At 68.6% G+C, this 23,454-nt stretch carries 22 protein-coding genes; 15 read left to right on the plus strand and 7 right to left on the minus strand.

What is annotated here, in order from left to right; all coding sequences use genetic code 11:
• Positions 1-102: 102 nt before the first annotated feature.
• Positions 103-1,803 carry a FecR domain-containing protein gene (locus tag C9412_RS07985; RefSeq protein ID WP_107231128.1) on the plus strand — a complete coding sequence of 567 codons (1,701 nt, stop codon included), beginning with the start codon at positions 103-105 and terminating at the stop codon, positions 1,801-1,803.
• Positions 1,800-3,422, plus strand: coding sequence for a CHASE2 domain-containing protein (locus C9412_RS07990; protein ID WP_107231129.1), 1,623 nt, complete (start codon positions 1,800-1,802; stop codon positions 3,420-3,422). The genes C9412_RS07985 and C9412_RS07990 overlap by 4 nt, the downstream gene beginning before the upstream one ends.
• Before the next feature lie 85 nt (positions 3,423-3,507).
• On the opposite strand, the gene C9412_RS07995 is transcribed toward C9412_RS07990, so the two are convergent.
• Positions 3,508-3,924 carry a transposase gene (locus tag C9412_RS07995; protein WP_308811147.1) on the minus strand — a complete coding sequence of 139 codons (417 nt, stop codon included), beginning with the start codon at positions 3,922-3,924 and terminating at the stop codon, positions 3,508-3,510.
• A 222-nt stretch (positions 3,925-4,146) separates the two neighbouring features.
• Here C9412_RS07995 and C9412_RS08000 point away from each other — a divergent pair, with 222 nt between their 5' ends.
• Entirely contained in the window at positions 4,147-4,599 is a 453-nt protein-coding gene (locus tag C9412_RS08000; protein ID WP_107231131.1) for a DUF4442 domain-containing protein, read from the plus strand.
• A gap of 46 nt (positions 4,600-4,645) precedes the next feature.
• Positions 4,646-5,362 (plus strand): hypothetical protein, encoded by a 717-nt coding sequence (locus C9412_RS08005; RefSeq protein ID WP_107231132.1) that lies wholly within the window; start codon positions 4,646-4,648, stop codon positions 5,360-5,362.
• Between the two features lie 8 nt (positions 5,363-5,370).
• Here C9412_RS08005 and C9412_RS08010 read toward each other — a convergent pair whose 3' ends face one another.
• Complete coding sequence (locus C9412_RS08010) at positions 5,371-6,684, minus strand: hypothetical protein (protein ID WP_107231133.1); 1,314 nt, start codon at positions 6,682-6,684, stop codon at positions 5,371-5,373.
• 76 nt (positions 6,685-6,760) lie between these two features.
• On the opposite strand from C9412_RS08010, the gene C9412_RS08015 reads away from it, so the two are divergent.
• The 9 genes from C9412_RS08015 (at position 6,761) to rnfB (ending at position 15,889) form a co-directional block, all read left to right on the plus strand.
• Positions 6,761-7,444, plus strand: a complete 684-nt coding sequence (locus C9412_RS08015; RefSeq protein WP_107231134.1) for a DUF502 domain-containing protein — start codon at positions 6,761-6,763, stop codon at positions 7,442-7,444.
• Positions 7,441-8,226 (plus strand): queuosine precursor transporter, encoded by a 786-nt coding sequence (locus C9412_RS08020; protein ID WP_107231135.1) that lies wholly within the window; start codon positions 7,441-7,443, stop codon positions 8,224-8,226. Before C9412_RS08015 ends, C9412_RS08020 begins: the two co-directional genes overlap by 4 nt.
• 94 nt (positions 8,227-8,320) lie before the next feature.
• Entirely contained in the window at positions 8,321-10,261 is a 1,941-nt protein-coding gene (locus C9412_RS08025; protein ID WP_107231136.1) for a DUF885 family protein, read from the plus strand.
• A 16-nt stretch (positions 10,262-10,277) separates the two neighbouring features.
• Positions 10,278-11,348, plus strand: a complete 1,071-nt coding sequence (locus tag C9412_RS08030; RefSeq protein ID WP_107231137.1) for a serine hydrolase domain-containing protein — start codon at positions 10,278-10,280, stop codon at positions 11,346-11,348.
• Entirely contained in the window at positions 11,345-11,749 is a 405-nt protein-coding gene (locus C9412_RS08035) for a VOC family protein (protein WP_107231138.1), read from the plus strand. The genes C9412_RS08030 and C9412_RS08035 overlap by 4 nt, the downstream gene beginning before the upstream one ends.
• A gap of 411 nt (positions 11,750-12,160) precedes the next feature.
• Complete coding sequence (locus C9412_RS08040; protein ID WP_107231139.1) at positions 12,161-12,604, plus strand: DUF2147 domain-containing protein; 444 nt, start codon at positions 12,161-12,163, stop codon at positions 12,602-12,604.
• A gap of 103 nt (positions 12,605-12,707) precedes the next feature.
• Entirely contained in the window at positions 12,708-14,789 is a 2,082-nt protein-coding gene (metG, locus tag C9412_RS08045) for a methionine--tRNA ligase (protein ID WP_107231140.1), read from the plus strand.
• Positions 14,790-14,859: 70 nt separating this feature from the next.
• Positions 14,860-15,450: an HAD family hydrolase gene (locus C9412_RS08050; RefSeq protein WP_107231141.1), complete on the plus strand. Its 591-nt coding sequence runs from the start codon at positions 14,860-14,862 to the stop codon at positions 15,448-15,450.
• A 25-nt stretch (positions 15,451-15,475) separates the two neighbouring features.
• Positions 15,476-15,889 carry an Rnf electron transport complex subunit RnfB gene (gene rnfB, locus C9412_RS08055; RefSeq protein ID WP_107231142.1) on the plus strand — a complete coding sequence of 138 codons (414 nt, stop codon included), beginning with the start codon at positions 15,476-15,478 and terminating at the stop codon, positions 15,887-15,889.
• Positions 15,890-15,985: 96 nt separating this feature from the next.
• Here the strand turns inward: rnfB and C9412_RS08060 are convergent, their stop codons facing one another.
• Positions 15,986-16,333 carry a RidA family protein gene (locus C9412_RS08060; protein ID WP_049426796.1) on the minus strand — a complete coding sequence of 116 codons (348 nt, stop codon included), beginning with the start codon at positions 16,331-16,333 and terminating at the stop codon, positions 15,986-15,988.
• Between the two features lie 192 nt (positions 16,334-16,525).
• Here C9412_RS08060 and mprF point away from each other — a divergent pair, with 192 nt between their 5' ends.
• Positions 16,526-19,090: a bifunctional lysylphosphatidylglycerol flippase/synthetase MprF gene (gene mprF, locus C9412_RS08065; protein ID WP_107231143.1), complete on the plus strand. Its 2,565-nt coding sequence runs from the start codon at positions 16,526-16,528 to the stop codon at positions 19,088-19,090.
• Positions 19,091-19,215: 125 nt separating this feature from the next.
• Here the strand turns inward: mprF and C9412_RS08070 are convergent, their stop codons facing one another.
• The 4 genes from C9412_RS08070 to C9412_RS08085 all read right to left on the minus strand — a co-directional run bounded on the left by C9412_RS08070 (position 19,216) and on the right by C9412_RS08085 (position 22,081).
• Complete coding sequence (locus C9412_RS08070) at positions 19,216-20,562, minus strand: AcvB/VirJ family lysyl-phosphatidylglycerol hydrolase (protein ID WP_308811146.1); 1,347 nt, start codon at positions 20,560-20,562, stop codon at positions 19,216-19,218.
• A 78-nt stretch (positions 20,563-20,640) separates the two neighbouring features.
• The gene (locus C9412_RS08075; RefSeq protein ID WP_107231145.1) at positions 20,641-21,258 is read right to left on the minus strand and encodes a DUF998 domain-containing protein; all 618 of its coding nucleotides are present in this window, start codon (positions 21,256-21,258) and stop codon (positions 20,641-20,643) included.
• Positions 21,255-21,443, minus strand: coding sequence for an oxidoreductase-like domain-containing protein (locus tag C9412_RS08080; RefSeq protein ID WP_107231146.1), 189 nt, complete (start codon positions 21,441-21,443; stop codon positions 21,255-21,257). Before C9412_RS08080 ends, C9412_RS08075 begins: the two co-directional genes overlap by 4 nt.
• Before the next feature lie 35 nt (positions 21,444-21,478).
• On the minus strand, positions 21,479-22,081 hold the full coding sequence (locus C9412_RS08085; protein WP_107231147.1) for a hypothetical protein: 603 nt from the start codon (positions 22,079-22,081) through the stop codon (positions 21,479-21,481).
• Positions 22,082-22,310: 229 nt separating this feature from the next.
• Between C9412_RS08085 and C9412_RS08090 the strand changes: the two genes are divergently transcribed.
• A complete protein-coding gene (locus tag C9412_RS08090; protein WP_107231148.1) occupies positions 22,311-23,453 on the plus strand; it encodes a transglutaminase domain-containing protein in 1,143 nt (380 codons plus the stop codon).
• Position 23,454: the final 1 nt, after the last annotated feature.

Below are 23,454 nucleotides of genomic sequence, written 5' to 3' on the forward strand. Positions count from 1 at the left end.
AACCCGCTTCGTTCAGAATCCCTGCACTGAGCACGGGCAATAATGCGCGCGATGGCGGCCATGCGGCCGCCACGATCCGTTCGGGGGGATGAGGTCGGGGCCATGAGGTCTTGCAGCTGCACCCCCGCTTTGCCGGGATTGCAAACTGTGACCTTCGTCCGCTCGCTGTCGTTCGCCATGCGCTTCAAGGGCGCCCTGCTGTGCCTCCTGCTTCTGCTGCCGGCCGTCGCCGGCGCCCAGGACTGGAATTACCGGGTCCGTCCCGGCGATACCCTGTGGGACCTCGGCGGGCTGTACCTGAAACCCTCTGTGCGCTGGCAGCAGCTGCAGCAGCACAACCGCATCGACAATCCCTACCAGCTGCCACCGGGCCAGCTGCTGCGCTTCCCGATCCGCTGGCTGCGCACCGAGCCGGCGCCGGCGCGGGTGCTGTCGGTGCGTGGCACGGTCGAGCTGGCCGGTGCCGATGGCAGCGCGACACGCGCGATCCGCGCCGGCGAGCAGCTGCATATCGGTGACACCGTGGCCACTGAAGGCGACTCCAGCGTCACCCTCGAATTTGCCGATGCCTCGCGCCTGCAGCTGCGTGAATACTCGCGCCTGCGCCTGGACCAGCTCAGCCGCTACGGCCACACCGGCATGGTCGATACCCGCCTGCGCCTGCAGCAGGGCCGGGCCAGCAACCGGGTGACCCCGGCCCGCGGCCCCGCCTCGCGCTACATCATCGATGCCCCCACCGCGACCAGCAGCGTGCGCGGCACCGTGTTCCGGGTCAGTGCCGGCGACAGCGGCCAGATCGCGGCCACCGAAGTCCTGCAGGGCAAGGTGCAGGTTGGCAACCCCCATGGCCAGCGCATGGTCCAGCCGGGGCAGGCCAGCCGCAGCGGCAGCGCCGATGCGGCGCCGGAGGACGTCTCCGCCCTGCTGCCGGCGCCACAGCTGCGCAGCGATGAACTGCGCCTGGCACCGTTGCCGACGCTGCTGGCCTGGGAGCCGGTCAGCGGCGCCGCGCACTACCGTGTCGAAGTGGTGCAGGCGGCGACGCCGGAAATCCTGCTGTTTGCCGCCACTACCCGCGACACCCGGCTGGCGATCGGCGACCTGCCGCCCGGCCAGCTGCGCATCCTGCTGCGCGCTGTCGATGTACAGGGCGTGGAAGGCCTTGACGCCAGCGCCGATTTCGAACTCAGCGATCAGCCCGCGCCGCCGATCACGCTGTCCCCGCTGCACGGGCAGACCGTCAACAGCGACCGCCCGCGTTTCCGCTGGACCCAGGCCCCCGGCGCGCGCAGCAGCGTGCTGCAGATCGCCGCCGAGCCGACCTTCCTGCAGCCGCTGCAGGAGCAGGCCAGCCAGGGCACCGACCTGCGCCTGGCGCAACCGCTGCCGCCGGGCCAGTACTTCTGGCGGGTGGCCTCGCGCGATGGCAATGGCCACCAGGGCCGCTTCGGCCAGGCACTGCCGCTGCAGCTGAGCAACGAACCAGTCGATCCCGCCCTGCAGCCGCCGCACGCCGCACACGGCGAACTGACCCTGCGCTGGCAGGCCGGCAGCGACGGCCAGCGCTACCGCGTGCAGGTCGACCGCCGCGGCGATTTCAAGGCACCGCTGGTGGACGAAACCGTGCTCGAACCGCAGGTCAGCTTCAAGCGCCCGTGGCGCGGCACGCTGCATGTGCGCGTGCAGTACATCGATGATGACGGCCACGCCGGCGAGTTCTCCCCGGCACAGCAGGTCACCCTGCCCTGCCGCCTGTGCTACGGCGCCGGCGGTGGCGCCCTGCTGCTCTGGTTGTTGTTGTGAGGCGCTCGCCGCTGCCCTGGCCGAAACGGATCGTGCTGGCGCTGCTGGCCGGCGTGCTGACCGCGCTGGCCAGCCAGGGCCAATGGCTGTGGCGCCAGGACGAAGCGGCCTACGATGCACTGGTCGGCAGCTGGGACTACCGTCCCGACCCCAGCGTGCTGATCGTGGCCATCGACGAAGGCAGCCTGCAGCGCATCGGCCAGTGGCCCTGGCCGCGCTCGGTGCATGCACGCCTGCTGGACCGGCTGACCGACGCCGGCGCAGAGCGCGTCGCGCTGGACCTGATGCTGTCCGAGCCGGACCGTCGCGACAGCCGTCAGGATGATCAGCTGGCAGCGGCAATCCGTCGCAATGGCCGGGTGGTGCTGCCGGTGCTGGCAGCGCCGGCGGCCGGCGACCGCATGGCCGAGGAAATGCTGCCGATCCCGCAGATCGCAGCCAGCGCTGCGGCAATCGGCCACACCGATGTTGAAATGGATGGCGACGGCGTCGCCCGCGGCGTGTACCTGCATGCGGGCATCGGCCGAGCGCACTGGCCGGCGCTGGGCCTGGCCCTGGCCGGCCTGCCAGCGGACGCGGTGCGCGGCCTGCCCGACCCAGAACCGTCGCTGGATTCCCCTTATCAGTGGCGACGCGACGACTACGTGCGCGTGCGCTACGCCGGTCCGCCGGAACGGCTGCCGCAGGTGTCCTATGCCGATGTGCTCGACGGTCACGTCGACATGGCGATGTTGCACGGCCGCCGCATCGTGGTCGGCATGACCGCCAGCGGCATCGCCCCGCGCCTGCTGACCCCGACCACCCGCGAATTCTGGATGAGTGGCAGCGAGTACCAGGCCAACATCACTTCGATGCTGTTGCAGCACAAGCAGATTGACGTGATGTCGCCGGCCTGGCAGCACGCCATCAGCGGCGTGCTGGCAGCGCTGTGCGTGATCCTGCTAGGCCTGCGCCTGCCCTGGCTGGTGGCGCTGTGCTCGCTGCCGGCCGCACCTTTGCTGAGCTGGCTGATGCTGCGTGCCACCGATCTGTGGTGGGCGCCGGCCAGCGCGACGCTCGGCATCGTGCTGGTGCTGCTGGTCTGGGCGATCTGGCGGATCTCGGCCTGGCACCGCCAGGCCAACCGCGATGCCCTGACCGGGCTGGGCAACCGGCTGCGCTTCGAGCAGTCGCTGCAGCAGGAGTGCGATGCTGCGCGACGCAGCGGCAAGCCGCTCAGCCTGGCACTGATCGATGTCGATCATTTCAAGCGCCACAACGATCGTCACGGCCATCAGGTCGGAGACCGCGTGCTGCGCGATGTCGCGCGGCTGATCGGTGCGCATGCCCGGCGCCCACGCGACATGGCCGCGCGCTACGGCGGCGACGAGTTCGCGCTGGTGCTGCCAGATACGCCCGCCGCCGGAGCGCAGCAGGTGATCGAGGACCTGATCGATTGCGTGCGTGCGCTGCCGGCCTCGGGCACAGGCAACGACGACCAGGTCACGCTGACCGTCGGCGTGTTTACCCGCATCCCCGACAGTGAGCTGCAACCCCATCACTTCGTCGAGGGCGCCGACACCGCCCTCTACCAGGCCAAGGCCAATGGCCGCGACGGGTTCGTGATCGACGGCGCATGACCGGCGCCGAAGGCCATCGGCCACGCCCGTCGGACGTAGAGTCGAGCTTGCTCGACTGCGCCAACTGCGCAAACCGCATCACCGCTCATTCAAGCGGCCAGCGGCACCACGCAAAGGGATACTCCCCCAGGCATGACGCCAGACCGGCCCGCACTGGGTTGGCCATCACATACATCGCCTGTCGCCGGACATCCTCTTCGCTGCGAACCAGGTGATCGTAATAGCCTCGCTGCCACACGGCCCGATGTTCCCCGCACCGCGCATTCACGGCGATGGCTACCCTGGACTTGAGCGACTGCACGCAGCGCGCGAGGGTTCCGGCACGCAACTGCATCACCCAATGCAGATGATCGGGCATGATCATCCAGGCGAAAGATCGACTGATTCCGCTCCTGTCACTGTCACGCAGCCCCGCGATCAGCGCGTTCGCGCAGCGCACATCGGTAAAGGTGAGTCGGCGCCCAGCCGTGACGCTGGTGATGACATAGATGTTCCCGATCACGGAACACCGACCACGAAGCAGGGCTGGACTTGGCATGTGTAAAGCATCGCGCGGGCGCCGAGCATTGCCCATCAGCAAACCCTGAAATATCCCTCCGACTGCGCCAACACCAAAAGCCGTCGAGCAAGCTCGACGCTACATGCCCTGCCCGGTCGCCCCGGGGTGCAACATACGCATGCGAATGGTTAGACTGGAGCCCTCGCCCCGCGCCTCCGGATCCATATGAAAGCCAGCACGTTCCGCTTCGGCCTCAATCTCTGGCCGCCGTTCCTGTTCACCGGCATCCATGTCACCCGCATCACGCCGGACTATCGGCAGATCGACGTGGAACTGCGCCTGCGGCCCTGGAACCGCAATTACGTCGGCACGCATTTCGGCGGCAGCCTGTTCGCAATGACCGATCCGTTCTGGATGCTCGGCCTCATGCATACCCTGGGGCGCGACTACTATGTGTGGGACCGCGCCGGCGCGATCGACTTCCTCAAGCCCGGCCGCGGCACCGTCCGCACCTCGTTCCGCATCGACGACGCGCTGCTGGACGAGCTGCGCGCCGAGGCGGCCAGCGGTGAGAAAGTGCTGCGCTGGTTCAGCAACGACGTGGTCGATGAAAGCGGCGAGGTGGTTGCCCAGGTGCGCAAGCAGGTCTACCTGCGCCTGAAACCGCACGCGCGCTGACCGCCGCGCGGGCGCTATCCTCTGCTGCCTTGCCATGGAGGCTCCGATGCGCCGTTACGCCCTTGCCGCACTGCTGGTTGCGCTGCCCTGCGCAGCGCACGCCCTGGATCTACCGCCAGCGCAGTACCCGGTGCTGCCGGCACAGGCCGCCGACGCGGCCGGATTCGTGCCCACTGGCTGGACCCTGGAATCGAGCAGCGAGGGCGATCTTAACCAGGACGGCCGCGCGGACCTGGTGCTGGTGCTGCGCCAGCAGGACCCGCGCAACGTCATCGAGCACGATGGCTTCGGTCCCTCACCCTACGACAGCAACCCGCGCATCCTCGCCATCGCCTGGTCGCGTCCGTCCGGCTACGTGCTTGCGGCGCAGGACCACCAGCTGATTCCACGCCCGGACAACCCGGTGATGAGCGACCCGCTTGAAGACGGTGGCGTCAGCATCCAGCGCGGCACGCTGAAGGTAGCGTTGTTCTCTTTCTCCAGCGCAGGCAGCTGGTCGATGGGCACCACCGCGTTCACCTTCCGCTGGCAGGACGGTGCCTTCGTGCTGATCGGCTACGACCAGGATTCGGTGATGCGCAACTCTGGCCAGACCACATCGCTGAGCGTGAATTTTTCCACGCGCAAGGTGAAGCGGATCGAAGGCAGCATCGAGGACGACAAGGAACAGGTGCACTGGGAGCCACTGCGCGGCCGCCAACGCTGGACGCTGCAGACCGTCGGCAACGGCTGGAGCTTCGATCCGATGGTCGCCGGCCGCTGAGCCCGGCCTCAGTCAGCGGCGACGGTTGAACCCGCGTCCGCCAGCAGCGGAACCGACAACCACGCCGCTTCGTCCGCGCTGCGCGCCGGCGCGCGTCGCGGCACCTGCAGGCGTCGGCCATCGGCCGACAGCTGCGGCGCCCGGGTCGGCGAGCGCAACTGCGCAGGCAACCGCGGCAAAGCATCCAGCGCATCGCCTGCCTGCTGCCGCAACCAACGTTGTGCCAACAGCAATCGCAGCATCGCAGCGGCGTCCTGTGTGCGTGACGCATAGGCCGGATAGGCCGGCGCGGCGATCTCGGTCAGCACGCAGCCCAGCATGTTCGACAGGCAACCGAAGTCACGCTGTGGCGGTGCCGGCAGCGGCAACGGTCGATCCGCATCCAGCGCGGCCGTCGCCGCCGCACCGCAGGCCCAGCCGAGGTTGCCGGCCACGCGCGCCAGGGTGCTGCTGCGATCCAGCACCAGCACGCCGCCGAATTCCCCCGCCGAGGTCTCGATGGCGGTCCGGCTCATCGCATACTCGCCCTGCATCGCCCGGCACAGGCTCTGTTCTTCGGCGCGCATCGGCTGCATCGCCCGCTCGCACTGCGCGGGCAGCGGATAGTCAGCCGGAAGCTCGACCAGCATGTCCGCCAGCAGCTGTGCATTGGCCTGCACCAGGCTGGCGCCGAGGATGCTCTCGACCAGGTAGCTGCCACCGGGCAGCAGCCGGCGTCCCAGTTGCAGCCCCTGGCAGCTGCCCCGCAAGGCCCCGTCGATGTCACCCTGCACATAGGCCAGCGCGTGGGCGCTGGTGGCGTCCACCACCAGGCCATAGGTCGGCAACGGGACGAGGATGCCATCACCCTTGGGCGGGAATGGCGACGCGAAATGATCCGCCTCGGCCAGCTGGTCCAGGCGCGCGTGCAGCTGCTGGTGCCCGGCATGCGCGTCGATGAAGCGCTGCGGATCGGCACGCACCTGGGCCAGGCAGTTGCCGGCCGTCGGCCCGCAGCTGGCGCCCGGGCGCGGACGCAGCCCGTCATGCAGTGCGGTCAGGTGAGGCTGCGCGCCGGTCTCACCGCGCGGATCGGCATCCCAACGCCGCGCGTCCTCTGCCAGCGCCCGCTCGCGCTGGCCCGCATCCAGCCCGTCAAACGGCAGCGTCCACAACAGTGCGTAACCGTTGTGGCCATGCGCCGGCAACCGCGCCTCCAGCCGCTGCTGCGCCTGCACCCTCGATTCGGGCACCGGCCACAGGCGCGAGGCGCACCACACCACGATGACCATCACCAGCAGGGCGGCCCCGGCCCAGCCCAGTGCGCGCAGGATCTTCAACACAGCGTCCCTTCCATGTGTCATGGCTACCTTCGACATTCCAGCGTAATCGACCGGCGCTGGCCGCTACAATGCGCCCATGTCGCTCGAAGCCCCCGCCCTGGTTCCCCGCCCCTCCCTGCAGCGCCTGTTCCTGACCGGCCTGCTGACCCTGCTGCCGATCTGGCTGACCTGGGTCGTGGTCAAGTTCGTGTTCGTGCTGCTGTCGGGCATTTCCAGCCCGCTGGTGGTGCCGCTGTCGGAACAGATCGCGACCAGCTTCCCGCATTACCTCGGCTGGGTCCGCGCCGAATGGATCCAGGACACCATCGCCCTGCTGGCCACCCTGCTGGTGATCCTGGCGGTGGGCGTGGCCAGTCGCCGCGTGCTCGGCCAGCGCCTGCTGCGCTGGGTCGGCGCGGTCATCAAGCGCATTCCGCTGGCCAGCATCATCTACGACAGCGCCAAGAAGCTGCTGGACATGCTGCAGACCGAACCGGGCAGCACCCAGCGTGTGGTGCTGATCGACTTCCCGCACCGCGACATGAAGTCGGTCGGCCTGGTCACCCGCGTCATCAAGGAACACGGCACTGATCGTGAGCTGGCGGCGGTGTACGTGCCGACCACGCCAAACCCGACCTCCGGCTATCTGGAAATCGTGCCGGTGGAGCTGCTGACGCCAACTGACTGGACCGTCGACCAGGCCATGAGCTTCATCATTTCCGGTGGCGCGGTGGCACCGTCCAGCGTGCCGTTCACCCGCGCCGGCGAACGCAGCCAATGATCCCCGCCCCGATCGAGCGCCCGCTGCAGGATCGCGCGGTCCTGCTGTTCATCGTGCTGGCCGCGTTCTTCTGCGGCAACGCGGTGCTGGCCGAGCTGATCGGGGTGAAGATCTTCGCGCTGGAAGACACCCTGGGCATCGACCCGCTGAACTGGAACCTGTTCGGCCAGACCGGCTCGCTCAGCTTCACCGCCGGCACCCTGCTGTGGCCGGTGGTGTTCATCATGACCGACACCATCAACGAGTTCTTCGGCAAGCGCGGCGTGCGCTTCATCTCGTGGCTGGCGGTGGTGCTGATCGCCTACGGCTTCCTGTTCGCCTTCGCGGCGATCTCGCTGGCGCCGGCCAGCTGGTGGGTCACCTCGATGGACCACCATGGCGTGCCGGATTACCAGGCCGCGTTCGCGGCGGTGTTCGGCCAGGGCATGTGGACCATCGGCGGTTCACTGGTGGCCTTCCTGCTCGGCCAGCTGATCGACGTGGCGGTGTTCCATCGCATCCGCCAGGCCACCGGCGAACGCCACGTGTGGCTGCGCGCCACCGGTTCGACCGCGGTCTCGCAGGTGGTGGACAGCTTCGTGGTGATCTGGATCGCCTTCGTGCTGGGCCCGCAGCAGTGGCCGACGTCGTTGTTCCTGGCGGTCAGCAGCGTCAACTACCTCTACAAGATGGGCTTTGCGATCGCCCTCATTCCCTTGCTGTACCTGATGCGGCGCGCGATCACACGCTATCTGGGGGCCGACCGCGCCGCCGCGCTGCGTGCCGCTGCGTCGGCTGACTGAAGGCCCAGCAGCGGTAACCTGACTGCGCCTTCACGCTGGCCGTACGCGATCGGATCGTGCAAGCTCCACGGTCTGTGTTCCACGGAAGCTCCTGATGCCGCATCCCACCCGCGTCCTGGCCGCCGCCATCGCCGCGTTGTTCCTGTTCAGTGCCGTGCCGTCGGCCGAAGCAGCGAAGAAGAAGGCCAGCCGCCCTGCCGCCGCGCAGACCCGCCAGGCGGCCAAGCCCAAGGCCAAGCCCGCCCGCGCCACCGCGCCCGCCCGTGGCAGCAGCGCGCGCCGCGCCGCCGCGCGTCCGGTCGCCCCGGCCCGCGCCGTACCCAAGCAGGTGCAGCTGGAACGCCTGTATGACGAGTACTGGGATGCCTCGATGCGGTTGAACCCGCTGCAGGCCACGTTCCAGGGCGAAGCGCGCTACAACGATCAGCTGCCCAACATCCTGTCGGCCGCCTGGCGCCAGCAGTCGCATGACTTCACCACGCAATGGCTGGGCAAGGTCGAGAAGGTCGGCAGTGACGGCCTGCAGGGCCAGGATCTGCTCAGCTACGAGATCTTCGTGCGCGATGCGCGCGCCTCGCTGGCGGCCGAGCGCTACCCGAGCTGGATGATGCCGATCAGCCAGTACTACAACATCGGCAGCATCATGGCGATCCTCGGTGCCGGTGCCGGCGCGCAGCCGTTCAACACGGTGCAGGACTACGACACCTGGTCGCGCCGTTCGCTGGGTATTCCCGAGCTGTTCGACCAGGCCATCGACAACATGCGCCAGGGCATGAAGGCCGGCGTCGTGCAGCCGCGCGACCTGATGGAAAAGGTTCTGCCGCAGCTGGATGCGGTGATCAAGCCAACCGCCGAAGAGAGCATCTTCTGGTCGCCGATCCGCACCATGCCCACGACCATCGCGGCCGAAGACAAGGCGCGCATCAGCGCCGAGTACAAGCGCATGATCGAACTGCGCATCATGCCGGCCTACCGGGCCCTGCGCGGTTTCATCGCCACCGAATATCTGCCCGCCACGCGCGCCAGCAGCGGCCTGGGCGCACTGCCCGATGGCCAGGCCTGGTATGCCAACCTGATCGTGCAGACCACCGCCAGCGACCAGACCGCCGCACAGCTGCACGCACTGGGCGAGCAGCGCGTGCAGGAACTGCAGGCGCAGATCGCTGCGGTGATGAAGGATGCCAAGCTGCGTGGCACGCCGGCCAAGCTGCTGCGCAGCATGCGCAACGACCGCCAGTTCCAGTACAGCGATGCCAGCGCACTGATCAACCGCTACCGCCAGGTGCAGCAACAGGTCAACGCGCGCCTGCCGCAGGTGCTCGATACGCTGCCCAGGTCCGCACTGGAGGTGCGTGCGGTGGAACCGGAGCGTGCATTGACCGCCGCCGCTGCCGCCTACCAGCCGTCGCCGGCGGGGCAGCCGGGCGTGCTCTACATCAACACCCGCGACCTGCCCAGCCGCAAACGCTGGAACGTGCCGGTGCAGTACCTGCATGAAGCGATCCCCGGCCACCATGTACAGCTGGGCCTGCAGCAGGAACTGGCCAAGCTGCCACGCTTCCGCCGCCTGGGCGGCGATCTTGCGTTCGTCGAAGGCTGGGGCCTGTACGCCGAAACGCTGGGCGAGGACCTGGGCGTCTACACCGATCCCTATGACCGCATCGGTTACCTGTACTCGCGCCTGCTGCGCGCCGCGCGCGTAGTGGCCGACACCGGCGTCAATGCCCAGGGCTGGAGCAAGCAGCAGGCGGTGGCCTACCTGCAGAAGACCGTGGACATGAGCAGCGATGATGCCAACGCCGAAGTCGAGCGGATCATGGCCCAGCCCGGCCAGGCGCTGTCCAACGTGGCCGGCCTGACCACCATCGTCGCCCTGCGCGACAAGGCCAGGGCCCGCCAGGGTGCCGCCTTCGATCTGCGCCGCTTCCATGCCGAACTGCTGAAGGACGGCTCGATGCCGCTGGATGTGCTGGACCGCAAGATGGAACGCTGGATGGCCGAGCCAGCCAGCGCCGCGACCGCCCCATCCCCCTGATCCTGCCGGAGCCGCCATGCGCCCTGCCCTCGCCCTGCTCACCGCCGTGCTGGGCCTGCTGCCCCTGGCGGGCGCCGCCGCTCCGGTGCTGACCCCACCGGATGCGGGCATTGACGGCCTGATGCAGGCCTACGACGGCCAGGTGCCTGGCGCCGCCGTGCTGGTGCTGCACAACGGGCAAGCGGTGTTCCGCCGCGGCTACGGCCTGGCGGTGCTGGAAGACGGCACGGCGGTGACGCCGGCCAGCAATTTCCGGCTGGCCTCGGTCAGCAAGCAGTTCACCGCCGCGGCGGTGCTGCTGCTGGTCGAGGATGGCAGGCTCGGGCTGGACCAGACCGCGCGGCAGTGGCTGCCCGAACTGCCGCCGGCCACTGCAGCCATCACCCTGCGCCAGCTGCTCTCGCACACCAGCGGCCTGCTCGACTACGAAGACCTGATGGACCCGGCCGATACGCGCCAGGTGCACGACGCCGACGTGCTGGCCCTGCTCTCACGCCAGGACCGCCTGAACTTCGCGCCCGGCACCCAGTACCGCTACAGCAACAGCGGCTACGCGCTGCTGGCACTGATCGTCGGCCGCGCTTCCGGCCAGGATTTCGCCACCTTCCTGCAGCAGCGCATCTTCGTTCCGCTGGGCATGGCCCACACCGTGGCCCACCAGGACGGCGTCGATACGGTGGCCGCGCGCGCCTACGGCTACAGCCTGATCGACGGCCGCTGGCAGCGCACCGACCAGAGCACCACCAGCGCCGTGCTCGGCGATGGTGGGCTCTATTCCTCGCTCGATGACCTGGCCCGCTGGGATGCCGCGCTGTACGACGAGCGCCTGTTGTCGAAGGCCTCGCGCGATGCGATGTTCAGCCCGGCCACCCGTACCCCGGAACGCGACGTACCGCATTACGGTTTCGGCTGGCGCCTGCTGGGACCGGTGCAATGGCACAGCGGCGAGAGCATCGGCTTCCGCAACGTGATCGTGCGCCATCCGCAAAAGCACCTGACCGTGATCGTGCTGACCAACCGCAACGACCCCGAACCCTATCCGCTGGCGCAGAAGATCGCCCAGCGCTGGCTGGATACCCTGCAATGACTGCCGCCCCCGACACCCTGCTGGGTTTCCACCACGCTGCGCTGATCTGCAGCGACTACGCACGCTCGAAGGACTTCTACGTGCGCATCCTCGGCCTGCGCGTGCTGGCCGAGAACCACCGCGCCGCGCGCGATTCTTGGAAACTGGACCTGGCCCTGCCCGATGGCGGCCAGCTGGAACTGTTCTCCTTCCCCTCGCCACCGCCGCGGCCCAGCCGCCCGGAGGCCCAGGGCCTGCGCCACCTCGCGTTCCGGGTGGCTGCGCTGGAGCCGTTCATCCGGCGTCTGGCGGAGCACGGCGTGGACTGCGAACCGATCCGCGTGGACGAATACACCGGCCGCCGCTTCACCTTCTTCGCCGACCCCGACGGCCTGCCGCTGGAGCTGTACGAAGCCGGTTGAGGCCCTCGGGGTCAGATCCCTTTTCCGAGGGAAAAGGATCTGACCCCATCGCCACCACCGGAAGCGTCATCCCGGAAGCGTCATCCACGCATGGCGTGGATCTACTGTGTCGACCAGGGTCGACACCTACCAACAGCACACGGGACCTGTCGAAGGCGGGGTGGGGCCGGTTGCGGGGGCGTGAGCCGCATGGATGCGGCGACCGAGCTTACATGGATGTACTTGCAGCGCCCCCGCAAACGGCCCCACCCCGCCATCCCACGGAATCCCGTTGCTGTTGCTGTTGCCGGCCAGCGGCCGGCACCACCGTGGATGCAGGGCGCAGCCCTGCCCCCTTTCCCATACTCCGCCGAATGGGTATACAGTCGGCGTGTACCGGCATCGTGCCGGAATGAACCCTGGGAGGGGACCATGCGCAAGACCTTCAAGACCCTGCTGCTGGCGCTGCCGCTGTGCCTGGCCGCACTTTCGGCACAGGCCTCCGACAGCCCGGCCGGCCGCTGGAAGACCATCGACGACAAGACCGGCAAGGTGAAGTCGATCGTCGAAATCACCCAGGCCGCCAACGGTTCGCTGTCCGGCAAGGTGCTGGACGTGCTGCAGTCGGACAAGGGTCCCAACCCGGTCTGCGACGGCTGCGAGGGCGCCAACAAGAACAAGCCGGTGAAGGGCATGACCATCCTCTGGAGCCTGAAGCCCGACGGCGCCAGCAAGTGGGCCGGCGGCCAGATCCTCGACCCGGCCACCGGCAAGGTCTACAAATCCAAGATGGAACTGCAGCCCGGCGGCAACAAGCTGGACGTGGCCGGCTGCATCGCCTTCATCTGCCGCACCCAGACCTGGATCCGCGACTAAGCCCGGGCGGCCCGCGCAATCCCCTCGTGACCCGGCCCCGGCCGGGTCACCTCGTTGCGGGCATGCGATACTCTGCGGTTCCCCTCGGCTTCACCCCGCGACCATGACCCGTACCGCGCTCGTCACCACCGCCCTGCCCTACGCCAACGGCCCGCTCCACCTGGGCCACCTGGTCGGCTACATCCAGGCCGACATCTGGGTGCGTGCGCGGCGAATGAGTGGCGGCACCGCCTGGTTCGTCTGCGCCGACGATACCCACGGCACGCCGATCATGCTGGCGGCCGAGAAGGCCGGGGTCACCCCGGAAACCTTCATCGCCAACATCCAGGCCAGCCACGAGCGTGACTTCGCCGCCTTCGGCGTCGCCTTCGACCACTACGACTCGACCAACTCGGCGGCCAACAAGGCGCTGACCGAGCAGTTCTACCTGAAGCTGGAAGCGGCCGGCCATATCAGCCGCCGTTCGGTGGCGCAGTTCTACGACCCGGCCAAGGGCATGTTCCTGCCCGACCGCTACGTCAAGGGCATCTGCCCGAACTGCGGCAGCCCCGACCAGTACGGCGACAACTGCGAAGTGTGCGGTGCCACCTATGCGCCGACCGACCTGAAGGAGCCGCGTTCGGTCATTTCCGGTGCCACACCGGAAATGCGCGATTCGGAGCACTTCTTCTTCGAGGTGGGCCACTTCGATGCGTTCCTGCGCGAATGGCTGGCCGGCGACGTGGCGCTGCCGGGCGTGAAGGCCAAGCTCGGTGAGTGGCTCAATGCCGAAGGTGGCCTGCGCGCGTGGGACATCTCGCGCGATGCGCCGTACTTCGGCTTCCAGATTCCCGGCCAGCCGGGCAAGTACTTCTATGTCTGGCTGGACGCGCCGATCGGCTACCTGTCCAGCTTCCAGACCCTGTGCGGCAAGCTGGGCGAAGACTTCGACGCGCACCTGCGCGCCGGCACCAGCACCGAACTGCACCACTTCATCGGCAAGGACATCGTCAACTTCCACGGCCTGTTCTGGCCGGCGGTGCTGCACGGCACCGGCCATCGCGCGCCGACCCGCCTGCACGTGAACGGTTATCTGACCGTGGACGGCGCCAAGATGAGCAAGTCGCGCGGCACCTTCGTGATGGCCCGTACCTTCCTCGATGCCGGGCTGGAACCGGAAGCGCTGCGCTACTACTACGCGGCCAAGTCCGGCGGCGGCGTCGACGATCTCGACCTGAACCTGGGTGACTTCATCGCCCGCGTCAACGCCGACCTGGTCGGCAAGTTCGTCAACCTGGCCAGCCGTTGCGCCGGCTTCATCAGCAAGCGTTTCGACGGCCAGCTGGCCGCGCAGCTGCCCGATGCGGCGCAATACCAGCGCTTCGTCGACGGACTGGCGCCGATCCGCGAAGCCTACGAGCGCAATGACCCGGCCGCGGCGATCCGCCTGACCATGACCCTGGCCGACGAAGCCAACCGCTACATCGACGACGTCAAGCCGTGGGTGATCGCCAAGCAGGACGGCGCCGACGCGCAGCTGCAGGCGGTGTGCAGCCAGGGCCTGAACCTGTTCCGCGTGCTGGTGACCGCGCTGAAGCCGGTGCTGCCGACCACCGCTGCGCAGGCCGAGGCCTTCCTGGCCGCGCCGGTGAACGACTGGACCGAGCTGGCACAGCCGCTGCTGGGCCACCGCATCACCGAGTACACCCCACTGTTCACCCGTATCGACCCGAAGAAGATTGACGCCATGATCGACGCCTCCAAGGACACCCTGCAGCCAGCCGCCGCTGCCACTCCCGCCGCCAAGACCGAAGCGGTCAAGCCGGCCGCACCGGCACCGGCCAAGGACGACGCCAGCAGCGCCGACGCGCCGGCCTACATCGGCATCGATGATTTCGCCAAGCTCGACCTGCGCATCGGCAAGGTGCTGGTGTGCGAGTTCGTGGAAGGCTCGGACAAGCTGCTGCGCTTCGAACTGGATGCCGGCGAGCTGGGCAAGCGCCAGATCTTCTCCGGCATCCGCGGCAGCTACGGCGAGCCGGAGCAGCTGGTCGGTCGCAGCGTGGTGTTCATCGCCAACCTGGCCCCGCGCAAGATGCGCTTCGGCCTGAGCGAAGGCATGATCCTGTCGGCCGGTTTCGACGGCGGCGCGCTGGCGCTGCTGGACGCCGACAGCGGTGCACAGCCGGGCATGCCGGTCCGCTGATGCCCACTGCGGGCGTGGTCACCGGCCGCGCCCGCCGGCACCGGAACGCACTGCGATGGGAGGCAACGCAATGGAACTGGCGCTGTTCGACTTCGACCACACCGTGACCACCTGCGATACCTATGGCCGTTTCCTGCGCCGCGTGGCCACCGCCGAACAGCTGGCGCAGGCGTGGTGGAAGGTCGGCCCGTGGCTGCTGGCGTACAAGCTGAAGCTGATCTCGGCCGAACGCATCCGCGCGCGCGTCACCCGCCTGACCTTCAGCGACCGCCACAGCGACGACATCGCCACGCTGGCCACCGGCTTTTCGCGTGAGTTCCTGCCCGAGGTGGTGCGCCCGGAAATGCTGGAGCAGATCCGCTGGCACAAGGAACAGCAGCACACGGTGGTGATCGTGTCCGGCTCGCTGGACCTGTACCTGCGGCCGTGGTGCGAGCAGCTGGGCCTGCAGTTGATCTGCAACCGCCTGGAAAGCCAGGACGGCCGCCTGACCGGTCGTTACGCCGGTGGCGACTGTGGCCCGCGCAAGGTCGAGCACATCCGTCGCCAGTTCGACCTGTCGCGCTACGTGCGCATCCATGCCTACGGCGACAGTTCCGAAGACAAGCCGATGCTGGCGCTGGCCCACGAGCGCTGGTTCCGCGGCAAACCCCTGAAGTGACCCCAACGCGCAGCCTTCGCCACGCATGAGCCTGATCCCGCCCCTGACCGAACGCCTCGACCGCCTGCTGCCGCAGACCCAATGCGGGCAGTGCGGCTACGACGGCTGCCGCCCGTACGCTCAGGCGATGGCGCGGGGCGAGGCCACGGTGGACCGCTGCCCGCCGGGCGGCGATGCCGGTGCGCGTGCACTGGCTCAGGTGCTGGGCGTGCCGGCGCTGCCGTATGACCGTTCGCGCGGCGAGCACAAGGCGCCGCAGGTGGCGCTGATCGTGGAAGCCGACTGCATCGGCTGCACCAAGTGCATCCAGGCCTGCCCGGTGGACGCCATCGTCGGCGGTGCCAAGTACATGCACAAGGTGATTGCCGATCTGTGCACCGGCTGCGAGCTGTGCATCCCGCCGTGCCCGGTGGACTGCATCGAGATGCTGCCCCTGTAAGGGGTCAGAGCCCTTTCCTGCGGAAAGGGATCCGACCCCGCGGCACAGAAGGGTCAGAGCCCTTTTCGCAGAAAAGGGCTCTGACCCTAAACAGGGTTACGGCACCGCCGCCGTCACTACGATCTCAACCTTCCATTCGGCATGGGCCAGCTTGGCCTCGACCGTGGCACGGGCCGGGGTCGCGCCTTCCACCACCCACTCATCCCACGCTTTGTTCATGCCGTCGAAGTCGGCCATGTCGGCCAGGAACACTTCGGCGCGCAGCACGTGCTGGCGATCGCTGGCCACCAGCGCCAGCAGCTTGTCGATCTCGGCCAGCACCTGCCGGGTCTGCCCGGTGATGTCCTGGCTGGTGTCCTCCGGAATCTGTCCGGAGAGGTAGGCGACCTTGTTGTACACGGTCATTTCGGACATGCGCGGTCCGACGTCGTAACGCTCCATCATGGGCGTGGCTCCTGCGGGTGATCAGGCCTGCATTGTCCTCCAAACCGGTCAACGGTGGGTGCAGGACACCCCTGCACACGCGGTCACTACCCGCTTCCGACAGCGCTGCTGGTCAAATGCCGAAGACAGGCGCACGATGCGCCACGCCTGCATTGACACTGCCCTCGCCCTCCCTGACGCACGCTTGCGCCGATGACCGAAACCACCGACCCCGCCACCGCTCCCTCCACCCCGGCATGGAAGCGGGTCCTGACCATCGTCGTCCCGCTGCTGATCCTCGCCCTGGCGCTGCACGGCCTGGCCAACGAGTTCGACGAGAATGGCTACCGTGCCATCCGCCACGCCTTCCACCAGCTCAGCGGCACGCAGATCGCGCTCACCGTGGTGCTGGGCCTGGCCAGCTACGCCTGCCTGATCGGCTTCGATGCCATCGGCCTGCGCCGCAGCGGCATCCGCGTGCATCCGGCGCGCATCGGCATCACCGCGTTCCTGGCGCACACCCTGGGCCAGACCGTGGGCTTTGCTGCACTGACCGGTGGCGCGGTGCGCCTGCGCGGCTATCGCACGGCCGGCCTGGACCTGGCGCAGATCGGCCAGGTGGTGCTGATGAGCACGCTGGGCTTCGTGTTCGGTGCGTGGCTGCTGATCAGCGTGGCACTGTGCATGGAACCGGCGGCGGCGGCGCTGGCACTGCCGTTGGATCCCGATGCGGTGCGCGTGGTCGGCATCGTCGCCCTGCTCGCCTACGCGGCCACCCTGCTGCTGGTGGGGCGCGAGGGACGCCAGTTCAGCGTGTTCGGCCATGCGTTGTGGCTGCCCGACCGCCGCACCATGATCGGCGTCACCGTGCTGAGCGTCATCGAACTGGTGCTGGCCAGCGCCGCGTTCTACGTGCTGCTGCCCGATTCGACTCCGACCGGCCTGCCCGGCTTCGTCGGCCTTTACCTGGTCGCGGTGCTGGCCGGCCTGGTGTCGACCGTGCCGGCCGGCCTGGGCGTGTTCGAATGGAGCCTGCTCAAGCTGCTGCCGCAGGTGGCGCCGGCGGCGGTGCTGGCGGCCGCGCTGATCTACCGCGTCACCTATTACGTGCTGCCGCTGCTGCTGGCCACCCTGCTGGCGCTGGCACCGGCCCTGCGCCAACCGCTGCAGGCCAGCGCCGGCGCCACCCGTGCGGGTTGGAACGCGCTTCGCCCCTGGTTGCCGCAGATCATCGCGCTGGCGGTGTTCAGTGTCGGCGCCGCGCTGGTCATCGACGGCACCCTGCCGACCCCACGCCGCCACCTGCTCAACGCGTCGCTGCCGATCCTGGAAACCTCGCACCTGATCGGCAGCCTCAGCGGCGTCGCCCTGCTGCTGATCGGCCAGGGCCTGGCCCGGCGCAGCCACGCAGCGTGGATGCTGGCGATGGCGGTGTGCGTGATCACGCCGCTGCCGCTGTGGCTGCGTGGCGGCCAACCGCTGATCGCAGTCTCGGCACTGCTGGTGGCGATGGCGCTGTGGGCCGCGCGCCGCGAGTTCTACCGCCAGGGCGCGCTGCTGGACGAAGCCTGGTCCTGGCCCTGGCTGCGCAACCTTGGCCTGGTGCTGGTGGCAGTCACCTGGCTGCTGTTCTTCACCTACAGCCATGTCGAATACCAGAACGAGCTGTGGTGGCAGTTCGCGCTGTCCGGCAACGCACCGCGCGCGTTGCGTGCGCTGCTGGTGGTGGCCATTGCGCTGGTGATGTTCGGCCTGGCGCGGCTGCTGCACAGCACGCGCAGCCCGTTGCCCGCCGCCGATGAGGCCACGTTGCAGGCGCTGGCACCGGTGCTGGCCGGCGCCACCGATACCCAGGCCTGCCTGGTGCTGACCGCCGACAAGGCGGTGCTGCGCGATGATGCCAGGCAGGGCTTTGTGATGATGCAGCGTTATGGCGGCTCGCTGATCGCGATGGGCGATCCGGTCGGACCGCCGGAGGTCGCGCGCGCGTTGATCTGGCGTTTCCGCGAGGAAGCCGATCGGCTTGGCCTGCGCCCGGTGTTCTACCAGGTGGGCGAAACCTACTGGCAGACCTATCTCGACCTCGGCCTGGGCCTGGTCAAGCTGGGCGAGGAAGCGATGGTGCCGCTGCACGACTTCGGCCTGGAAGGCCGCGAGCGCGCCGACCTGCGCCAGGCCTGGAACCGCGGCAAGCGCAGCGGGCTGTCGTTCCGGGTAGCGCCTACCGAAGAGATCCCCAGTCTGTTGCCGCGCCTGCACGCGATCTCCAACGCATGGCTGGAAGACAAGGCCGGCGACGAGAAGGGCTTCTCGCTGGGCAGCTACGACCCGGACTACCTGGTGCGCTTCCCGGTGGCCCTGGTCGAGGCCGAAGGCCAGATCGTCGCGTTCGCCAACCTGTGGCAGGCACCGGCCGGTGCCGAGTTGTCGGTGGACCTGATGCGCCACGTCAACGAAGCACCGAAGGGCACGATGGACTTCCTGTTCATCGAGCTGTTCCTGTGGGGGCGCGCGCAGGGCTATGCGCGTTTCTCGCTGGGCATGGCGCCGTTGTCCGGGCTGGCCCAGCATCGCCTGGCCGGGCGCTGGAACCGCCTGGCCGGCCTGCTGGCGCGGCACGGCGAACGCTTCTATGGGTTCAGTGGGCTGCGTCGCTTCAAGTCCAAGTTCGATCCGCAGTGGCGGCCGCGCTACCTCGCCGCGCCGGGCGGCATGCATCTGCCGGCGGCGCTGCTGGATGCCACGCGGTTGATCTCGCTGGATCCGCGGCGGAACTGACGCGCCGCTTGTCGCCGGGCATGGCCCGGCGCTACCGGCTCGCTCTGGTGGGTGTCGACCTTGGTCGACAGCCACATCCCGTGGTGTTCAACATCCGTCGAGCATGGCTCGACGCTACACGAGCGTCAGGCGCCGCCCTTCAGGATCACCTCGGCCAGGCGGTCGTAATCGCCGCCGAAGTGGTGATCGCCGGGCAGCTTCACCTTCTTCACCCCGTCATTGGCCGGCAGATCCGGGCAGAGTGCGTCGTCATCCTTGTCGCCATACACGCACAAGGTCTTTGCCGCCGGCAGCCTGGCCACTTCCGGTGCGATCGGCAGGCCGTCGCCGCCGCCGCCCAGCCAGTTGCTGACGTGGAATTCGAAGTCGGCCTTCTTGCCCACCGACAGCAGCACGATGCGCTCCAGCGCCTCACGGGAAGCGGGATCGAGCTGGTTGATCGTCGCCGGCAACACATCGGCGCCCTGCGAGAAGCCGATCAGCATCACCTTGTCGCGCCGCCACTGCTGCCGGTAGTGATCGATGATCTTCTGCAGGTCGGCGGCAAATCCCTTCGGGGTGCGCTCGCTCCAGAAGTAGCGCAGCGAATCGATGCCGACCACGGCCACGCCATGTTCGTTCAGCGAGGACGCCACTTCCTTGTCCAGCCCGGCCCAGCCGCCGTCGCCGGACACGAATACCGCCAGCGTGTCGCCATTGCCGGTCGCCGGCATTTCCACCACCGGCAGTCCTTTCAGAGCGGCCGGTGGCGGCGCCAGGCTGACCCCGGCCTGCGCACCGAGTACGCGTGCGGCGGCCACCAGGCCCGGTGACGCATCGCCATGGGCGCTGCGCTTGAACTCACGCGCCATCGCTACCTGCTGCACGAAGCGGCTGGCTTCACCCACCTTGCAGCCGTGGTCGCCCGCAGCGCTCAGCCACGGGAAATTCAACTCGGCAGGCTGCAACGTGTTGTGCTTCACGCCGTCGCCGCAGACCATGCGCTCGTGGCTGTGGTCCGGGCAGAAGCCGGTGGTCACCAGGCCGGCAAACACCTGGGTGTCGGCCTGCGCGGCCAGGGTGTAGGCCATCTCGGCGCCTTCGCCGTCACCGCCTACCAGCGGCAGGTGATAGCCGGGCAGATGCAGTGACGCCTGCAGCCAGCGCGAGAAATTCTCCACATCACCGGCGCCGAACGAACAGGTCGGGTCGCCTTCGCGCTTGAGCACGCCACGCAGGTGCGCGATATCCACCGCAGCCACCAGTGCGCCGTCGGCGCGAAGGGCTTCGATGGGCAGGCGACTGGTATCTCCGCCGGCGCTGGGTTCATGGAACCAGATCACCACGCGCTGCGGCGTGCCGGCCGGCATGTGCACCGGAATCTGGTCGAAACGCCCGTGGCTGAACTGCTGAACGCTGCCTGCTGCCATCGCCGGCAGCGCAGCCAGCGCCAGTACCACACCCATTGCCCTGCCCAGCCCTGCACGCTTCATGTCGCATCCCCGATGGAATGCGCACACGATACGCCGCCGCCGCGTGCACAGCACGTACCGGTGCAGGCCGTTGAGGCTTCAGTGGGCCGCAGCGCGGCGGCTGCGCCGGTACAACGTCAACGCCAGGTACAGCAGCCAGCCCACGATCACCGCGATCACTGCCTTCTGCCCCAGCCCGCGCGGCGGCCCGGCACGCCACAGCACGTGCAGCCAGAGCAGCACGAAGGCCAGCCAGGCCCAGCCCCAGAGCAGGCCGGCCGCGGTCTTCCAGCCGGGCTCGCGGCGCAGGTACCAGGCCTGCAGCAGCATGCCGACGCTGGCACACAGGAACGCCGTGTTGGCCGCCAGGCCATGGATGAAGGGCGCCAGCAGCGGGGTCGCCTCGGGCAACCAGCTGTCACCGATGGCGACGGTGGCCAGGCCCAGCGCGGAAACGGTGAACAGCAGGGGTGCGGCGGCGCTGCGGCGTGGGCCGACGCTGGCGCGATACAGCGCAATGCCGAGGACCGCGATGGCCAGCGCCAGCAGGCAGTATGCCGCGCGCAACGCCAGCCCCCACGGGCCATGCAGGTAGAGGCTGAGCGTGGCCCGTACCCAGTCCAGGTCGGTGCGCGCGAACTGGGTCCACACCGCGGTAGCCACGAACACCAGCAGGGCCACCAGTGCCAGCAGCGCTGCCGGGCGCGCACGGCTCATGGCGCGGCCTCCGGATGTCGTGCCTGCCATTCCGCCAGCGCCTTGCGGTAGCGCTGCAGTTCGTCGGCATACAGATCCAGCACGCACAGCGGGCAGCCGCTGCCACAGCATTCGTTGGGACCTGGCTCTTCCGGCGGCAGCGGACGGGGATCGGGATCGGGAACAGACACGGCGGCACGCAGCATGGGGGGGGAAACAGGCGCCAGTGTAACGGCCCGGCTCAGCCGCCCAGCTGGCGGCGCAGGTTTTCGCGGGCCGCCGCATCCAGGCGCTGGTGGAAGAAGTCGCTGAGGAAGATGCGCGGCGTACGCAACAGCCCCTGCAGGAAGCGGCGGCGCCCGGCACGGTACAGGAAGCCGGGCACCACGCCTTTGTACTCCTCGGCAACGCCACGGTCGTAGGCGCTGAACACCGGTTCGGGCGCGGCCAGGATCGCCATGTCGCAATCCAGGAACAGCGCCGCTTCGGCATCGACATCGTCGGGCCCCAGTTCGCCGTGGCGGGCGGTCAACAGGATCAGCTGCTCCACCCGCGCGGCATCGACGCCGGCCAGTTCCGGTGCCTGCGCGATCGTGAGCAGCGCCAGCTGCGCCGAACGGGCCTCGTTGTCCTTGCGCCCGGCCTGGTAGATCGCATCGTGGTAGAGCACGGCCAGATAGACCTCGGCCGGTTGCTGCCAACCGGGGCCGTCAGCCACCTCCTGGCAGTGCTGCAACACGGCGCGCACGTGGCCGAAGTGATGGTAGGCCCGTGGCGGCGTTGCATAACTGTCCTGCAATGCCTGCCACTGCGCCGGGGCAAGTGCCAGCGGTGAGAAGTCCATGGCCGGATCATCCCGCCTGCGCGGGCCCCGGGCAAGCTGGCGAGTTTTTCACCATGCACTCACAACGCTTGCCACGCGTGGCCCTGGTACGGTTGTCCACAGCTTTGTCGAGTGCTGGTCCACATCCGCTGTGGATGAACGCGCGCGCCGACCAACGGTCGCTGCACCCGTGCAGCGGCGGGTCTACACTCGCCACAGGCGGGAGCGCCCGCCGCTGCCGGGAGCCGTCATGTACCGTCCTGCCGCCCGATTCCTGGTCATGGTGCTGGCCGCGCTGGCCGCAGCGCCCGCCTTCGCACTGGATGCCCCGGCCGCGGCCTCCCCCACCCGCAGCGCCGCAGTGGTCATTCCACCGCCATCGCAGGTCTCGGAGATTCCGCCGGCCATGCGCGAGATGCTGCGCATCCAGGTGATCAGTCGTGGTTTCTCGCGCGAGCAGCGCCTGCAGGGGCTGGTCGAGATGATCTTCGACCGCCATGGACTGGACCTGCAGTACGACGCCGATGCCACCCTCACCGTCGCCGAAATCTGGCAGCAGCGCCGTGCCAACTGCCTGGCGTTCACGCTGATGTTCGTGGCCCTGGCACGCGAAGCCGGCATCCAGGCGCGCGTGCAGGAAGTCGGCCAGGTGGTGTCGTGGTACCAGGACCAGGATCAGGGGTTTGTCTACAGCGTCGGCCACGTCAATGCCGGGGTCGGCTTCGGCGGTCGCTTCGCCACCGTCGACCTGGATCGCAACGTGCTGTACGACCGTCGCGGCCCGCAGCCGATCAGCGCGTCGCGGGCACTGGCGCACTTCTACAACAACCGCGGCGCCGAGCGCATGGCCAGTGGTGATCTGGACGGCGCACGCGCGTTCTTCAACGCTGCGCTGGCGCAGGACAACACCTTCGCTGCCACCTGGAACAACCTGGGCGTGCTGGAAAACCGCAGTGGCGATACCGCTGCCGCACGCCGTGCGCTGGAAATGGCCCTGCACCTGGACGGGCGCCAGGATGCGGCACTGAGCAACGTCAGCGCGCTGTACCGCCGGCTGGGAATGGTGGTGCAGGCACAGGCGCTGGAACAGCGCCTGCGCTCGGTGCAGCGCGAGGATCCGTTCGCGCAGTACATGTTCGGCGCACAGGCCGAACGTGCCGGCCGGTTGGACGATGCGATCCGCTACTACCGGCAGGCCGTGCGCCTGTACGACACCGCCCATCAATTCCACTTCGGGCTGGCGCGGGTCTACTTCCTGTCCGGCCAGCTCGGGCGTGCCGATCGTGAACTGCTGCGCGCCCAGGAACTGGGCGGTGCGCAGCAGCAGGCGCGCTACCAGGCCAAGCTGGACAGCCTGGCCCGCTGGCGCGCGCAGCAGCAGGTGCGGCGCTGAA

The organism is Stenotrophomonas sp. Nf1 (genome assembly GCF_003028475.1).
Taxonomy (GTDB): domain Bacteria; phylum Pseudomonadota; class Gammaproteobacteria; order Xanthomonadales; family Xanthomonadaceae; genus Stenotrophomonas.

What these genes read in the sequence shown, in the direction of transcription:
- C9412_RS07985 (WP_107231128.1), top strand. Translation starts at nt 103, where the DNA reads ATGAGGTCTTGCAGCTGCACCCCCGCTTTGCCGGGATTGCAAACTGTG.
- C9412_RS08000 (WP_107231131.1), top strand. Translation starts at nt 4,147, where the DNA reads ATGAAAGCCAGCACGTTCCGCTTCGGCCTCAATCTCTGGCCGCCGTTC.
- C9412_RS08005 (WP_107231132.1), top strand. Translation starts at nt 4,646, where the DNA reads ATGCGCCGTTACGCCCTTGCCGCACTGCTGGTTGCGCTGCCCTGCGCA.
- C9412_RS08015 (WP_107231134.1), top strand. Translation starts at nt 6,761, where the DNA reads ATGTCGCTCGAAGCCCCCGCCCTGGTTCCCCGCCCCTCCCTGCAGCGC.
- C9412_RS08020 (WP_107231135.1), top strand. Translation starts at nt 7,441, where the DNA reads ATGATCCCCGCCCCGATCGAGCGCCCGCTGCAGGATCGCGCGGTCCTG.
- C9412_RS08025 (WP_107231136.1), top strand. Translation starts at nt 8,321, where the DNA reads ATGCCGCATCCCACCCGCGTCCTGGCCGCCGCCATCGCCGCGTTGTTC.
- C9412_RS08030 (WP_107231137.1), top strand. Translation starts at nt 10,278, where the DNA reads ATGCGCCCTGCCCTCGCCCTGCTCACCGCCGTGCTGGGCCTGCTGCCC.
- C9412_RS08035 (WP_107231138.1), top strand. Translation starts at nt 11,345, where the DNA reads ATGACTGCCGCCCCCGACACCCTGCTGGGTTTCCACCACGCTGCGCTG.
- C9412_RS08040 (WP_107231139.1), top strand. Translation starts at nt 12,161, where the DNA reads ATGCGCAAGACCTTCAAGACCCTGCTGCTGGCGCTGCCGCTGTGCCTG.
- metG (WP_107231140.1), top strand. Translation starts at nt 12,708, where the DNA reads ATGACCCGTACCGCGCTCGTCACCACCGCCCTGCCCTACGCCAACGGC.
- C9412_RS08050 (WP_107231141.1), top strand. Translation starts at nt 14,860, where the DNA reads ATGGAACTGGCGCTGTTCGACTTCGACCACACCGTGACCACCTGCGAT.
- rnfB (WP_107231142.1), top strand. Translation starts at nt 15,476, where the DNA reads ATGAGCCTGATCCCGCCCCTGACCGAACGCCTCGACCGCCTGCTGCCG.
- C9412_RS08060 (WP_049426796.1), bottom strand. Translation starts at nt 16,333, where the DNA reads ATGATGGAGCGTTACGACGTCGGACCGCGCATGTCCGAAATGACCGTG.
- mprF (WP_107231143.1), top strand. Translation starts at nt 16,526, where the DNA reads ATGACCGAAACCACCGACCCCGCCACCGCTCCCTCCACCCCGGCATGG.
- C9412_RS08070 (WP_308811146.1), bottom strand. Translation starts at nt 20,562, where the DNA reads ATGAAGCGTGCAGGGCTGGGCAGGGCAATGGGTGTGGTACTGGCGCTG.
- C9412_RS08075 (WP_107231145.1), bottom strand. Translation starts at nt 21,258, where the DNA reads ATGAGCCGTGCGCGCCCGGCAGCGCTGCTGGCACTGGTGGCCCTGCTG.
- C9412_RS08080 (WP_107231146.1), bottom strand. Translation starts at nt 21,443, where the DNA reads ATGCTGCGTGCCGCCGTGTCTGTTCCCGATCCCGATCCCCGTCCGCTG.
- C9412_RS08085 (WP_107231147.1), bottom strand. Translation starts at nt 22,081, where the DNA reads ATGGACTTCTCACCGCTGGCACTTGCCCCGGCGCAGTGGCAGGCATTG.
- C9412_RS08090 (WP_107231148.1), top strand. Translation starts at nt 22,311, where the DNA reads ATGTACCGTCCTGCCGCCCGATTCCTGGTCATGGTGCTGGCCGCGCTG.